Below are 13305 nucleotides of genomic sequence, written 5' to 3' on the forward strand. Positions count from 1 at the left end.
ATCAATTCAGCGAATGCAGGGCGTCGACGACATATTTGTAATCATCGGCGCTCATGCGATTGTGCAGCGGAATGGCCATGGTGTAGGCGTCGCAATCTCGTGCACCTGGGCAATCATCCGCTTTGGTATGGAAGCGGTCACGGTAGTAGCCCAGCATGTGGCAAGCGTGGGTGCCTGGACGGGTCGCGATACCTTGCTCTTGCAAACGGGCCATGATGTCGTTGCGCGGCATCGGCGCGCGGTCCGGATCCACATAGGTGACGAACGCCTGCCATGCGTGTGAGCCATTTTGTGGCATTTTCGGCATGCCAAGCCAAGGCAGGTCCGCCAATTGCGCAATATAGAACTCAGCCCAGCGCTGGCGTTCGGCGATGAAGCGGTCCAGCTTTTCAAGTTGCACCAAACCAACTGCACCCTGGAGATCCGTCATCCGGTAGTTGAAACCCAGCAGATTGAAGTCGGGCAGCAAATAGGGCCGCGCGCCGTTATGCCGCTGCTCTTCGGAAATCGAAGCGCCGTGGTTGCGCAGCATGTTCATGCGGTCAGCCAGCGCCGGATCCTGCGTCGTGACCATGCCTCCTTCACCCGTGGTGATCGACTTTCTCGGGTGAAACGAAAAAGCTGCGGCATCGCCGAGTCCGCCGGCAGGTCGCCCGTCCAGGCTTGCGCCAGCGGCGCAAGCAGCATCCTCGATGATCTTCACCTGGGCTGGAACAGCCTTACGGATCGCATCGATGTCTGCGCACAAACCAAAAAGATGCACTGCGATCACGGCCTTGGTTTTCGGGGTGATTTTGCGCACCAGATCTTCGAGATCGAGGTTGTTGGTGGAACGATCAACGTCGACAAAAACCGGAGTGGCGCCGCAATACACGATGACGTTAGCAGTAGCCACCCAGGTAAAGGCCGGGACGACTACCTCATCCCCGGGACCGATGTCCATGCCGGCAAGGATCAGATGCAGACCGGTGGTGCAACTGGTTGTGGCCAGTGCGTGCGCGACCTGGTGCCGCGCCGCAAATGCTTTTTCGAAAGCCGCCACCTTGGGCCCCTGCGTAAGCCAGCCACTCATTAATGGTTCGCGTGTGGCTTGCCATTCGTCTTCCCCGGTACTGGGCAGCGAAATCTGGATGGAACGCTTCATGGCTTACTCGGCTCCGCCATATTGCTCTCGCGCCACGCGATCAACTTCAGAAGCCCTTCGCGAAGGCTTTCCTTATAGACAAAACCGAGGTCGGCCTCGGCCTTCTTGGGGCAGCCGATACGGTTCTGCACCATGCGACGCGCGTCATCAGCGCTGTAGGGCTTGTACGTCACCTTGAGGTCGGATTTTTTCAATTCGAGAATCAGGTCGCAGAGCTGCTTGATGCTGGTCTGCACGCCGGAACCCACGTTATAAAACTCGTCGGTAACATCGGACTGCAATGCCAGCACGTTGCTGCGCGCAACATCCTCGACCGTGATGAAGTCGTAAGCCTGCGATCCGTCGCCATTGATGACTGGAGACTCGTTGACGTCAATCTTGTTGAGCATGATCGGAATCACGCCGGTATAGGCTGCCGTCTGGTCCTGGTGGGGGCCATAGACATTCATGTAGCGCAGACCGACATACGACAGACCGTAACGGTCGCCATAAGCACGGCACATGGCTTCGCCGGCGATCTTGGTAGCGCCGTAGAAATTGCGGTTCTTGAACGGATGAGCTTCGGTCATTGGCACTTCGACCGCGTCGCCGTAAACAGACGCAGACGACGAATACACCAGGCGCTTGATATTGTTTTTCACACAAGCCTCGAGGACATTGAAGGTGCCTTCGATGTTCACGTGAAACGCAGTGCGCGGAAAATCCTTGCAATGCAGAAGCCACATGGCCGCCAGGTGGATCACGCCATCCATGCCGCGCATCGCATCGTCAAGCAGGTCGGTCTCGCGCACGTCGCCACCATTGGCGTAAAGCCGGCAGCGCGGGTCCTTGAGGTAGGGGGTGATGTGCGAACGCTTGCCGCGCGCGAAGTTGTCATAAATGACGACTTCAGCCACGTCGGTCTTAAGAAGCTCCGCCACGACGTGACTGCCGATGAAGCCAGCACCGCCGATAACGAGGATTTTCGAACCTTGAATTTTCATCTGTTTGCCATCTCAATAATTGCGGAAACAACGCGCTGTTGCGTCGCGGAGTCTAGATCAGGACTCAGCGGCAAACTCATCACACGTTCGCCGGCCCAGTGGCTGTTGACGGTCTCCGCGGCCGATGCATCATTGCGATAGGCAGGCTGGCGGTTCAGCGACAACGGGTAATGCACTGCGGTTGGAACACCCTGTTCCTGAAGGTGCTTTTGCAGCTCGGCGCGGTTCTCGACGATGACGGTGAACTGAGCCCAGACGCAGTCGCGGTCTGGACGTACCGTAATCAACTTGACCGGCACACCCGCTTCGGTGATCAGCTTGCGGTAGGAGTCACCGAGCGCCAGCCGGCGCTCGATTTCCCAGTCAAAACGCTCGAGCTTGCCGAGCACAATTGCACATTGAATGGTGTCCATGCGGCCGCCAACGCCAACGCGCGTATGGTAATAACGACGCTCTTGCCCATGCACACGGATTTCGCGCATTGCCTTGGCCAGTGCGTCATCGTTGGTGAAAATGGCGCCGCCGTCGCCGTAGCAGCCGAGTGGCTTGCTCGGAAAGAAGCTGGTGCAACCGATCGTCGACAGGTTGCAGCTTTTCCTTTTGACGCCGGTATCGCCGCTGTAGCTCGCACCGAAGCTCTGCGCCGCGTCCTCAATCACGGGAATATTTCCGTGGCGCGTGGCCAGTGCGTTGATGGCGTCCATGTCACACACCTGGCCATACAGCGAGACCGGCATGATGGCCTTGGTACGCGGCGTGATCTTGGCTTCGATTTTGGAAACGTCGATCAGGCAGGTATCGCGCTCGATGTCCACAAACACCGGGGTGGCGCCGGCCAGCACTATCATCTCGGCCGTCGCGGCAAAGGTAAAGGGAGTGGTAATGACCTCGTCGCCCTGGCCGATGCCCAGCGCCATCATTGACATCAGCAGGGCTTCGGTGCCGGACGAACAGGTGATGCAGTGCTTGCTGCCGGTGTAGGCGGCGAGTTGCTGCTCGAGTTCGGCGACCTCGGGGCCCATGATGTATTGGCCGTGGTCGAGGACCTTCTTAATGCGCGCATCGATGCTCGGCTGCAGCGCCCGGTACTGGGCCTTGAGGTCGATGAATTCGATCTTTGGCTGGACAGGGGTTTCTTTCAACACGGCATTCATGGGTTTCCTCGAGAGTGCAATGGGTTCATTCGATCAGCGTACAGACGCCGTCACTGAGCTGGTAGCGTTCGCCGGTGTGTTCGCAGGTGGCGCTGCCGTCGCCTTGCAGCGGCAGCGCCAGGCGCTCGCCAAAGCGGCTCATCCAGCCGATCTGGCGTGCCGGCACGCCAACCATCAGCGCGAAATCCGGCACATCCTTGTTGATCACCGCGCCAGCGCCGACGAAGGCATAGCGGCCTATCGTCGTTCCGCAAACTACCGTGCAGTTGGCGCCGAGCGTTGCGCCACGCCGCACCAGCGTTCGCCGATATTCGTCCTTGCGGGCAACGGCCGAACGCGGATTGTAGACATTGGTGAAAACCATGCTCGGGCCGCAGAAGACGTCGTCCTCTAGCGTCACCGCGTCGTAGACCGAAACATTGTTCTGGACCTTGACATTGTCACCGACGGTCACCTCGTTACCAACATAGACACCCTGACCGAACGAGCAGCGCTCGCCGATACGCGCGCCCCCGCTGACGTGCACCCAATGCCAGATTCGGGTTCCAGCGCCGATTTGCGCGCCTACGTCGACGATTGCGCTGGGATGGGCGGTGTAGCTCATGAAGTTTAGGCTTGTGATGCAGAACGGTTCAGAGTTCGAGCGGCAGTCCGACGCGCACGCCGTCCCGCGCCGATCGATAGGTAGCGATCAGCACCTCAAGCGACTTGAGTCCTTCCCACCCATCGACGTCAGGTTGAGCCTCGCCGCGAAGCACCTTGATCACGTTGTCGTAATAGAGCGGGTGACCGAAGCCGTAGACCGAAGTCGTGGCGTAGCTGGCTTCCTTAATCTTCTCGTCGTCAGCATCGACGTCGGCGAACTGCCATTCCTTGATTTCGTTGACGGCGACACCACCGACCCGGACTGTGCCCTTTTCACCAAGGATCGTGATCGATCCCTCGAGGTTCTTGGGATAGGTCAGCATCGTGCAATTGAGTGAGCCGAGCGCACCGTTGCGCCACTTGACGCTGAGCACGCCGGTGTCTTCGGCTTCGATATCGCGCGCCAAGGTCGCGGTATAAGCATGCAGCGACTCGATGGGGCCAACGATCCACTCAAGCAGGTCGACGTAATGACTAGCCTGGTTCATGAAGGCGCCGCCATCCATCTCCCAGGTGCCGCGCCACTTGGCCTGGTCGTAATAACCAACCTGCGGACGCTGCCAGAAGACGTTCAGCGTGACCATATATATTTGGCCGAAACGTTTTTTGTCGACGGCCTGTTTGAGCAACTGCAAGGTGGCGTTGCGGCGGTTCTGCTTGACCACAAACAAGTGCACGCCAGCCTCTTCACAAGCGCGCACCATGCGCACGCCATGCTCCCATTTCGTGGCCATCGGCTTTTCGGTCAGCACATGGCGGCCGCTGCGCGCGATCTCGACCGTCTGCTGCGGATGCAGGCCGCTCGGCGTGGTGACGACGATGCAATCGGCCGTGGTAGCTTCGAGCATTGCGGTCAGGCTGGCATGACCCTTCGCGCCGGTCGCCTTGACGGCGCTCTCAAGCGCCGCGGCGTTAATGTCGCAAACATCAACCAGTTCAGCGCGGTCGCCATGCTGGGTAATCGAATCGAAGTGATTTTTCGAGATGCGGCCACAGCCGACGAGGGCAAAGCGGATCTTGCGGCCGCTGACGGTGCTTTTCATGAGATGTTCCTGTTACAAGCGCCAAACGGTGAAGCCGACGGCTTCGAGGGCCTGACGCGGCTGGATGCATTTGACGTCGATCAGCACCGGCTTGTCGCCGCGCGCCATGGCCCGCAATTCGGCCGGCGAAAGGGCTTTGTACTCACTGTGGGCAACCGCGATAACAAGCGCATCGACCGGCTGGCTGGCGTCGACCGTGCCGAGCTTGAGGCCGTATTCTTCGTGAACTTCGGCGGCGTCGGCCTGGGGGTCGCAAACCACGACTTCCACGCCGTAATCCTGCAGTTCCCGAATGATGTCGACCACTTTGGAATTTCGGGTGTCGGGGCAATTTTCCTTAAAGGTAATGCCGAGGACGCCGATACGCGAACGCGCGACATCGATGCCCTGCGCGATCATTTGCTTGATGGTGTTGCGTGCGACAAAGCGCCCCATGTTGTCGTTGATGCGGCGGCCGGCCAGGATAACCTGCGGTATATAGCCGAGCTTTTCAGCCTGGTGCGTGAGGTAATACGGATCGACACCGATACAGTGACCGCCAACCAGCCCCGGCCGAAACGGCAGGAAATTCCATTTGCTGCCGGCGGCCTCAAGCACCTCCTGGGTGTCGATATTCATGCGCTTGAATACCACCGACAGTTCGTTCATAAGTGCGATGTTCAGGTCACGCTGGGTGTTTTCAATGACCTTGGCAGCCTCTGCCACCTTGATGCTGCTGGCGCGATGCACACCTGCCGTCACGACTGAGCCATAAACGTCAGCGACGATCTCAAGCGTCGCGGCGTCGGAGCCTGAGACGATTTTTTTGATCTTCGTGAACGTATGCTCCTTGTCGCCCGGGTTGATACGCTCGGGGCTGTAGCCGACCGTAAAGTCAACACCGAATTTGAGGCCGGAATGCTTTTCCAGCACCGGGATGCATTCTTCTTCGGTGGCGCCCGGGTAGACAGTCGACTCGTAGACCACGATATCGCCCTTCTTGAGCGCTTTGCCAACCGAGGTTGAAGCACCAACCAGCGGCGACAGATCGGGCTTGTTACCGGTGTCAACAGGCGTAGGGACGGCGATGATGAAGAAGTCGCAGGACTTGAGGTCCTCGATGCGATCGGTGTAGCGGATATTCGCCTGAGCCAGATCGGCTGGCGCGACCTCCCCGGTGCTGTCCTTGCCGGCCTGAAGCTCTGCGATGCGGGCGGCCTTGATGTCGAATCCAATAACTGGATGGGTTTTTCCGAATGCCACTGCGACGGGCAGGCCCACGTAGCCCAGCCCAACCATTGCTATTTTTCTATTCATGCTGTTTGCGGGTTTGGTCGTTGTCGACCGGTAGTTTCTGGTCTCGTCCGCTGACGATACCGTTTACGCAGCGTTTACCGCTGCTATTTGGTGCCTCGATATTGTACGGCGAAGACCTGTCCGGCCGGGAGAGTCCTCCAGGTGACTAAGAGACTTCGTCGGCTCCCGAAAAACCTGGAAAGATCACAGGTGCTGCATTAGCATCGCGTGTCGACAGGCGTACAGAAGCACTCAGTGGCCAGGCAATGCTGAATGCCGGGTCGTCCCAGCGTACACAGCGCTCATGCGCAGGGCTGTAATACTTTGTTGTTTTATACAAAAAGTCGGCAAATTCACTTAAGACCAGGTATCCGTGGGCAAATCCCGGCGGAATCCAGAGTTGACGACGGTTCAGTGCAGTCAACTCCAACCCAACCGACCGCAGGAAGGTCGGGGACCGTGGGCGCAGGTCGAGGGCTACGTCAAACACCGCGCCGTAGGCGACCCGCACCAGCTTGCCCTGCGGCTGTACCACCTGATAATGCATACCGCGAAGTACATGGCGCGCGGAGCGCGAATGGTTATCCTGCACGAAATGCGCATCGACGCCAGTCTCGCGAGCGAAGTCGCGTTGGTTGAAACTCTCGAAGAAGAGGCCCCGATCGTCCTCGTGCACCCGCGGCTCGATCAGCAGCACCTCGGGTATCGTGGTCGGCGTGACATTCATGACAGGTGTTCCAGCATATCGGTGATCCCCTCCTGCCAAGGCGGCTGAGGATGCCCAAAAACCTGTAGCAGCCGGGTCGTATCGAGGCGCGAATTGAGTGGCCGCAGAGCTAGGCCGGCCCGCGCCACCGACGCGGCGGCGACGACACGCTGCGCCGAGGTCTCCGGAAGCAGGCCCAGGCGGACCGCTTCGGCAACGATAAACCGGGCGTAGTCATACCGCGAAGTCGCACCACTGGCTACAGCGTGATAGAGCCCTGCCACACCGGCATCGCGTTGTGCCTTGCAGAGCGCGTTGGCCGTCAGATCGGCCAGCCAGCGCGTTGCCGTCGGTGCGCCGATCTGATCGTCCACCACCGTGAGCGTGCCACTGTCGCGAAAGTTGCGCAGGATCCTCGTCACAAAGTTCTCGCCATTAGCACCGTAAAGCCAGCTCGAACGAAAGATCAGATGGCGCGGGCAATTCCGCGACACCGCGAGGTCGCCGAGCAGCTTGCTTTGGCCATAGACATTAAGCGGCCGCGGGGTATCACCTTCGGTCCACGGCCGGTCGCCACTTCCGTCGAAAACATAATCACTCGAATAATGCACCAACCAGGCACCGACATCGTGCGCGGCTTCGGCCAGCGCGGCGGGGGCCTCGGCGTTGACACGGTAGACGGCCGAGGGATGCCGTTCGGCAGCATCGACGTCGGTCCACGCCGCCGCGTTGATTACGATGTCGGGCCTCAGCGCGCGTACCGTCGCCGCCACCCCGGCAGGATCGCTCAAATCGCCTGCCGGCGCGTCGCTGGCGCGCGCAGGCGCCAGCACATCGCCGATTGCGCTGAGGCTGCGCGACAGCTCTGCGCCAAGCTGCCCGCCCTGTCCAAACAGCAAAATGCCGGGCATGCGGTCACACCGCCTGCGCGTGCGAACGCACCCGCTCCACCCACGCGGGATAGGCCAGATACCAGTTCACGGTTTCGCGGAGACCCGCCTCGAAACTCTGATCGGCCTTCCAGCCCAGTTCGTCGCTGATCTTGCTTGCATCGATCGCATACCGAACGTCGTGACCAGGCCGGTCCGCGACATGCTTGATCAGCTTTTCGTAGCCGCCATCAACCGGCCGCAGCTCGTCGAGTAGCCTGCAGATCGAGCGCACCACCTCGATATTGGTTTTCTCGTCCCGCGATCCGATGTTGTAGGTCTCGCCGGGCCGGCCCGCCTCCAGTACCCGGCGGACTGCCTTGCAATGGTCCTTCACATAGAGCCAGTCGCGCACCTGCATGCCATCACCGTAGACCGGCAAGGTTTGCCCATTCAACGCAGCAACGATCATGTGCGGAATCAGTTTCTCAGGAAACTGGCACGGACCATAATTGTTAGCGCAGTTCGTGGTCAACACGGGCAGGCCGTACGTGCGGTAGCTGGCACGGACCAAGTGGTCCGCGGCGGCCTTGCTGGCCGAATACGGACTGTTGGGTTCGTAACGGTCTGACTCCTGAAAGGCTGCAGCTGAAGGAGAAAGCGAGCCATAGACCTCATCTGTCGAGACCTGCAGGAAGCGGAAGCCATCGCGCTCCTCTGGCGGCAAGTTACTCCAGTAGGCGCGAGCGGTCTCCAGCAGTCTGAAAACGCCGACAATATTGGTCTGGATGAACTCTTCGCCGCCGGCAATCGAGCGGTCCACGTGCGATTCCGCCGCAAAATTGATGATGGCACGCGGCCTGTACCGGGTCAATAAACCCGCCACCCGTACCGCATCGGCGATATCACCTTGCGCAAACACGTGACGGGGATCGCCATCGAGCACACGCAGATTGTCCAGGTTGCCGGCATAGGTCAGCTTGTCGAGATTCAAGACCGGCTCATCGTGCAACGACAGCCAGTCCAGAATGAAATTGGCGCCAATAAATCCGGCGCCACCGGTGACCAGAATCATGGATAGCCTTTGATAGAGGCGCGTGCGGTGACGGCGCCTGGGACCGGGATTATCCCTCAGTCGCCGGCCGAGCCTCACGAAAAACCGGCCTGAAAAACAGGCCCGCCTAGAATCACCGCCGCGAATCGGCGATCAGAAATGAATTCCGCGCATCATCTGCTGCATCGCCACCGCTTCGGCCGAAAGCGTCGGTTTTGCAGCCTTCTCGCCCTTGGCGGCCGATGAGTCGGGGAACATGCGAAAGCTGGTGTTCATGGCGATCTGGGCGATGCGCGGCACCAGCGCGTGCAGGAGCTGGCCGGTGATGCCCAGACGGGTGGCCACACGAACCGGCTTGAAGATGCAGGCCTGCGCAATCATGTCGGCGGCTTCCTCAGGCGACAGCGTGGGCACGTTGTTGTACAGGTTGGTCGGCGCGATCATGGGCGTGCGCACCAGCGGCATGTTGATGGTCGTGAAGCTGATGCCCACATCCGCGAACTCACTCGAGGCGCAGCGCGTCCACGCGTCCAGCGCGGCCTTGGAGGCGACGTACGCCGAGAAGCGCGGCGCATTGGTCAGCACGCCGATGGAGCTGATGTTGACAACATGTCCCTTGCGCTTGGCCGCCATGCCTGGCAGCAGGCCCATGGTCACGCGCAGGCAGCCAAAGTAGTTGAGCTGCATGGTGCGTTCGTAATCGTGAAAACGGTCGTAGCTGGCCTCAATGGCGCGGCGGATGGACCGGCCCGCGTTGTTGATCAGGAAATCCACGCCGCCGTGGTTGGCGATCAGCTCCTGAATGAAGCGGTCGCAGTCCGCCATGTCAGCGATGTCGGCCTGGTAAGCCACGAAGTTATAACCCTTGGCCTTGGCTTCCTTGCAGGCTTCGTCGAGCTTGTCCTGGTCACGCCCGCAGATGATGGTGATGGCGCCGGCGTCGGCAAACTTGTGCGCCGCCGCCAGGCCGATGCCCGATGACCCCCCGGTGACCAGTACCACCTTGCCGTTGACCGTGCCCCGCAGCGAGCGGTCGATGTGCAGGTCCGGGTCCAGGTGGCGCTCCCAGTAATCCCAGAGCCGCCAGGCATAGTCCTTGAGGTTCGGGCACTCAATGCCCGAGCCCTTGAGCGCGGCCATGGTATCGCGGCAGTCAAAGCGGGTCGGGTAGTTGACAAACGTCAGCATGTCTTCGGGCAGGCCCAGGTCGGCCAGCACCGCGTTGCGCACACGGCGCACCGGCGCCAACGCCATCAGGCTCTTTTTGACGCCGCGCGGAATAAAGCCCAGCAGGGCGGCATTCACGAACAGGTTCATCTTGGGCGCATGCGCCGCACGGCTGAAGATGTCCAGCACGTCGCCAACCCGGTAACCCACAGGGTCCACCAGGTGGAAGCATTTTTTGGCGATGCCGGTTTTGTGGCTGAGGTGGTCCAGCGCATCGACGACAAAGTCGACCGGAACGATATTGACCCGCCCGCCTTCAAGCCCCACTGCCGGCATCCAGGGCGGCAGCAGCTGCCGCATGCGCTGGATCAGCTTGAAGAAGTAATACGGCCCGTCGATCTTGTCCATTTCGCCGGTGGTACTGTCGCCGACCACCATAGCCGGCCGAAACACCGTCCAGGGGACCTTGCATTCCTTGCGCACGATTTTTTCGCTCTCGTGCTTGGTCATGAAGTAAGGATGCTCGTAGTTTTCGGCCTCCTCGAACATGTCTTCCCGGAACACGCCCTCATACAGGCCCGCCGCGGCGATGGAGCTCACGTGGTGAAAATGGCCGGCGTCGATGGCCTTGGCAAATTCCACGGTGTTGCGGGTCCCGTCAATATTCACGGCGACCTGGCTTTCCTCATCGGCGCCCAGGTCATAAACCGCGGCAAGGTGATAAAAATGGTCGACCTGGCCCTTGAGTTGCTTGATGTCTTCACTGCTGACACCGAGTTTTTTGCTGGTGAGGTCGCCGTGCACAGCAACGGCGCGGGCTGCTGGCACGCCCCAGAATTCCCTTAGCGCCGCCACTTTGCCGGCGCTTTCCTTGCGGATCAGGAAATGAACGGTCGTTCCTTTTCGTTCCAGAAGTTTTTTAACCAGGCGCTTGCCAATGAAGCCTGTGGCCCCTGTAACGAAATAATGCATTTGTGTTTCCTCCGCTGAACGACCAAGTCAAAAAGCGATTCTTGCTTAAAGCGCATAGGTCTCTATTCAGCAGAAACCCGCGCTCAGCCCAGCTGCGCCTGCTTTTCCATAGAGCTGTATCCCTAACGTTCTAGAACGTAGCACCTAAACGCTGCCATGGGGAGGGCTTATATTTTCCGGATGCGTGCGGCATACTGCCCCGCGACGTTCCATAACCAAACTGTCTGGAGTACACCATGGTCAAGAAACTGCAAAAAATGAGCGCCGACAAAAAATCCGGTCCCCAGCTGTCCGGTGCCGTCAAGGAGTCTGCCCAGCAAATCTGGCTCGCCGGCCTGGGCGCCTTCTCCAAGGCACAGGAAGAAGGCGGCAAAGTGTTTGAGACCCTGGTCAAGGAAGGCCTGTCCATCCAGCGCAAGACCCAGGCAGTGGCCGAAGGGAAAATCTCTGAAGCCACCAACAAGATGGCCAGCATGGCCACCGACATCCAGTCCAAAGCCGGCCACCAGTGGGACAAGCTGGAAAACATTTTCGAAGACCGTGTGGCCAAGGCCCTGAACAAACTCGGCGTGCCTTCGGCCAAAGACGTGGACGCCCTGATCGCACGCATTGACGAGCTCAACCGCAATGTGCAAAAAATGGGCGGTAAGCCAGCAGCCAAAACCGCAGCGGCAAAACCCGCCGCAAAAAAGGCGGCCCGCCCCGCGGCAAAACGCCCTGCTGCACGCAAATCGGCTTAAGCACGGCGACCTCACAAGAAAGGGACATGTCGTCCCTTTTTTTACGCCCGTGCATACCTGCCCACCTGCGGCGTTTTGCTGCAAAGCAGCAAATATTTCTTCAGCCGCCGTCTACACTTTCTTTTCATGACTTCAGCCAAGCGTTCTAAAAGCAAACCCTCATCCGATAAGCCGCGCATTGCTTTGGCTCTCTCTGGCGGCGGTCATCTAGCTGCTGCGCAGCCAGCCGATCCGGCAAAAATGACGAAACGGGCCGCCGCCAAGCCGCGCATTGCTTTGGCACTCTCTGGCGGCGGCCCGTTGGGCGCCATCTACGAAATCGGCGCGCTGTGCGCACTCGACGAATCGCTGCAGGGGTTGTCATTCACCGAACTGGACCACTATGTCGGTGTTTCCGCCGGCGGCTTTATTGCCGCAGGCCTGGCCAACGGCATGACACCGCGCGAGCTCTGCGCCGCCTTCATTGAAAACGGCGACCAGGCGTCGGAGGTGTTTGACCCGGCGTGGCTGATGGTGCCGGCGTATGGTGAATTTTTGCGGCGCGGCGTCATGCTGCCCGGCTTGCTGGCGTCGGCTGCCTGGCGCGCCACCTTCGGGCGCAAGTCGCTGGTCAATGCGCTGGAGGCGCTGGGCCCAGCCTTGCCGACAGGCGTTTTCTCCAACGATGAAATCGACACACGCCTGGCCGCGCTGTTTTCAAAGCCCGGCCGCACCAATGACTTTCGCCAGCTCCGCACGCGCCTGACACTGGTGGCCACGAACCTGGACAGCGGCGATGCCGCGCCCTTTGGCCGCCCCGGCTGGGACCACGTGCCGATCTCCAAAGCCGTGCAGGCCAGCTCGGCGCTACCGGGCCTGTTTCCGCCGGTGGAGATCGACCGCCACTACTACGTGGACGGCGCACTGAAAAAAACCATGCATGCCGGCGTGGCCCTGGACGATGGCGTTGACCTGATGTTCTGCCTGAACCCGCTGGTGCCCTTTAACGCCACCCGCGCGCCCGCGCTGGCCATGAACCAGCGCGTCATGCGCCGCGGCCTGCCGGCCGAAAAACAGGCCATTCCACGCATCGTCAACGGCGGCCTGACGGCCGTGATGAGCCAGACCTTCCGCTCGATGATCCATTCGCGGCTGGAGCTTGGCATGAAGCATTACGCGCACGCCTACCCCGGCACCGACATCGTGTTGCTGGAGCCCGACGCCCGTGACGCCGAGATGTTCCTGGCCAATACGTTCAGTTACCGGCAGCGCCGCGAGCTGGCCGAACACGCCTACCAGAAGACCCGGGAGATGCTGCGCTCCCGCAAGACCACGCTGTCGGCCACACTGGCGCGGCACGGCGTATCGTTGAACCTGGACGTGCTGGAAGACCCCAGGCGCCACCTGGTGACGGAAAGGCCTGCTGCCACACGGGTGGGACGCGCCATTGCCACACTGGAAGATGTGATGGAAGACCTGAGCCACGCGCTGCGGCCCGCTTCGGCTTCTGCCGCAGCGTAACCCAAAGGTTTGCCAAAGATTTGGGGAAAGCGCACCAGCCGCTCACACCGCCG

The 13305-nt window shown here is 60.3% G+C and carries 12 protein-coding genes; 2 read left to right on the forward strand and 10 right to left on the reverse strand.

The genetic code is table 11. The features are described from left to right. Position 1: 1 nt before the first annotated feature. The 10 genes from ACQ4MS_RS06230 to ACQ4MS_RS06275 form a co-directional block, all read right to left on the reverse strand. On the reverse strand, positions 2-1144 hold the full coding sequence (locus ACQ4MS_RS06230; protein WP_431098461.1) for a DegT/DnrJ/EryC1/StrS family aminotransferase: 1143 nt from the start codon (positions 1142-1144) through the stop codon (positions 2-4). Then, positions 1141-2127, reverse strand: a complete 987-nt coding sequence (locus ACQ4MS_RS06235) for an NAD-dependent epimerase/dehydratase family protein (protein ID WP_431098463.1) — start codon at positions 2125-2127, stop codon at positions 1141-1143. Before ACQ4MS_RS06235 ends, ACQ4MS_RS06230 begins: the two co-directional genes overlap by 4 nt. Next, the gene (locus ACQ4MS_RS06240) at positions 2124-3242 is read right to left on the reverse strand and encodes a DegT/DnrJ/EryC1/StrS family aminotransferase (RefSeq protein ID WP_431099545.1); all 1119 of its coding nucleotides are present in this window, start codon (positions 3240-3242) and stop codon (positions 2124-2126) included. The genes ACQ4MS_RS06235 and ACQ4MS_RS06240 overlap by 4 nt, the downstream gene beginning before the upstream one ends. Before the next feature lie 64 nt (positions 3243-3306). Next, entirely contained in the window at positions 3307-3885 is a 579-nt protein-coding gene (locus tag ACQ4MS_RS06245; RefSeq protein ID WP_431098464.1) for an acyltransferase, read from the reverse strand. A 28-nt stretch (positions 3886-3913) separates the two neighbouring features. Further along, on the reverse strand, positions 3914-4969 hold the full coding sequence (locus ACQ4MS_RS06250) for a Gfo/Idh/MocA family protein (RefSeq protein ID WP_431098465.1): 1056 nt from the start codon (positions 4967-4969) through the stop codon (positions 3914-3916). Between the two features lie 12 nt (positions 4970-4981). Beyond that, positions 4982-6265, reverse strand: a complete 1284-nt coding sequence (locus ACQ4MS_RS06255; protein ID WP_431098466.1) for a nucleotide sugar dehydrogenase — start codon at positions 6263-6265, stop codon at positions 4982-4984. 145 nt (positions 6266-6410) lie between these two features. Continuing rightward, complete coding sequence (gene rfbC / locus ACQ4MS_RS06260) at positions 6411-6971, reverse strand: dTDP-4-dehydrorhamnose 3,5-epimerase (RefSeq protein WP_431098467.1); 561 nt, start codon at positions 6969-6971, stop codon at positions 6411-6413. Next, the gene (gene rfbD / locus ACQ4MS_RS06265) at positions 6968-7861 is read right to left on the reverse strand and encodes a dTDP-4-dehydrorhamnose reductase (RefSeq protein WP_431098468.1); all 894 of its coding nucleotides are present in this window, start codon (positions 7859-7861) and stop codon (positions 6968-6970) included. Before rfbD ends, rfbC begins: the two co-directional genes overlap by 4 nt. Before the next feature lie 4 nt (positions 7862-7865). Continuing rightward, positions 7866-8894 (reverse strand): dTDP-glucose 4,6-dehydratase, encoded by a 1029-nt coding sequence (gene rfbB / locus ACQ4MS_RS06270; RefSeq protein WP_431098470.1) that lies wholly within the window; start codon positions 8892-8894, stop codon positions 7866-7868. Between the two features lie 132 nt (positions 8895-9026). Next, complete coding sequence (locus ACQ4MS_RS06275; protein WP_431098471.1) at positions 9027-11012, reverse strand: SDR family oxidoreductase; 1986 nt, start codon at positions 11010-11012, stop codon at positions 9027-9029. A 236-nt stretch (positions 11013-11248) separates the two neighbouring features. Here ACQ4MS_RS06275 and ACQ4MS_RS06280 point away from each other — a divergent pair, with 236 nt between their 5' ends. Next, complete coding sequence (locus ACQ4MS_RS06280) at positions 11249-11752, forward strand: phasin family protein (protein WP_431098472.1); 504 nt, start codon at positions 11249-11251, stop codon at positions 11750-11752. Between the two features lie 240 nt (positions 11753-11992). Next, positions 11993-13252, forward strand: a complete 1260-nt coding sequence (locus ACQ4MS_RS06285) for a patatin-like phospholipase family protein (RefSeq protein WP_431098474.1) — start codon at positions 11993-11995, stop codon at positions 13250-13252. Positions 13253-13305 lie beyond the last annotated feature (53 nt).

It is taken from the genome of Polaromonas aquatica (assembly GCF_050626995.1).
Lineage (GTDB): Bacteria > Pseudomonadota > Gammaproteobacteria > Burkholderiales > Burkholderiaceae_C > Polaromonas > Polaromonas aquatica_A.

Excerpts from the sequence above, each read along its gene's own strand:
- ACQ4MS_RS06245 (WP_431098464.1), bottom strand. The coding sequence starts at position 3,885 with ATGAGCTACACCGCCCATCCCAGCGCAATCGTCGACGTAGGCGCGCAA.
- ACQ4MS_RS06280 (WP_431098472.1), top strand. The coding sequence starts at position 11,249 with ATGGTCAAGAAACTGCAAAAAATGAGCGCCGACAAAAAATCCGGTCCC.
- ACQ4MS_RS06285 (WP_431098474.1), top strand. The coding sequence starts at position 11,993 with ATGACGAAACGGGCCGCCGCCAAGCCGCGCATTGCTTTGGCACTCTCT.
- ACQ4MS_RS06255 (WP_431098466.1), bottom strand. The coding sequence starts at position 6,265 with ATGAATAGAAAAATAGCAATGGTTGGGCTGGGCTACGTGGGCCTGCCC.
- ACQ4MS_RS06250 (WP_431098465.1), bottom strand. The coding sequence starts at position 4,969 with ATGAAAAGCACCGTCAGCGGCCGCAAGATCCGCTTTGCCCTCGTCGGC.
- rfbD (WP_431098468.1), bottom strand. The coding sequence starts at position 7,861 with ATGCCCGGCATTTTGCTGTTTGGACAGGGCGGGCAGCTTGGCGCAGAG.
- ACQ4MS_RS06235 (WP_431098463.1), bottom strand. The coding sequence starts at position 2,127 with ATGAAAATTCAAGGTTCGAAAATCCTCGTTATCGGCGGTGCTGGCTTC.
- rfbC (WP_431098467.1), bottom strand. The coding sequence starts at position 6,971 with ATGAATGTCACGCCGACCACGATACCCGAGGTGCTGCTGATCGAGCCG.
- ACQ4MS_RS06230 (WP_431098461.1), bottom strand. The coding sequence starts at position 1,144 with ATGAAGCGTTCCATCCAGATTTCGCTGCCCAGTACCGGGGAAGACGAA.
- ACQ4MS_RS06275 (WP_431098471.1), bottom strand. The coding sequence starts at position 11,012 with ATGCATTATTTCGTTACAGGGGCCACAGGCTTCATTGGCAAGCGCCTG.
- rfbB (WP_431098470.1), bottom strand. The coding sequence starts at position 8,894 with ATGATTCTGGTCACCGGTGGCGCCGGATTTATTGGCGCCAATTTCATT.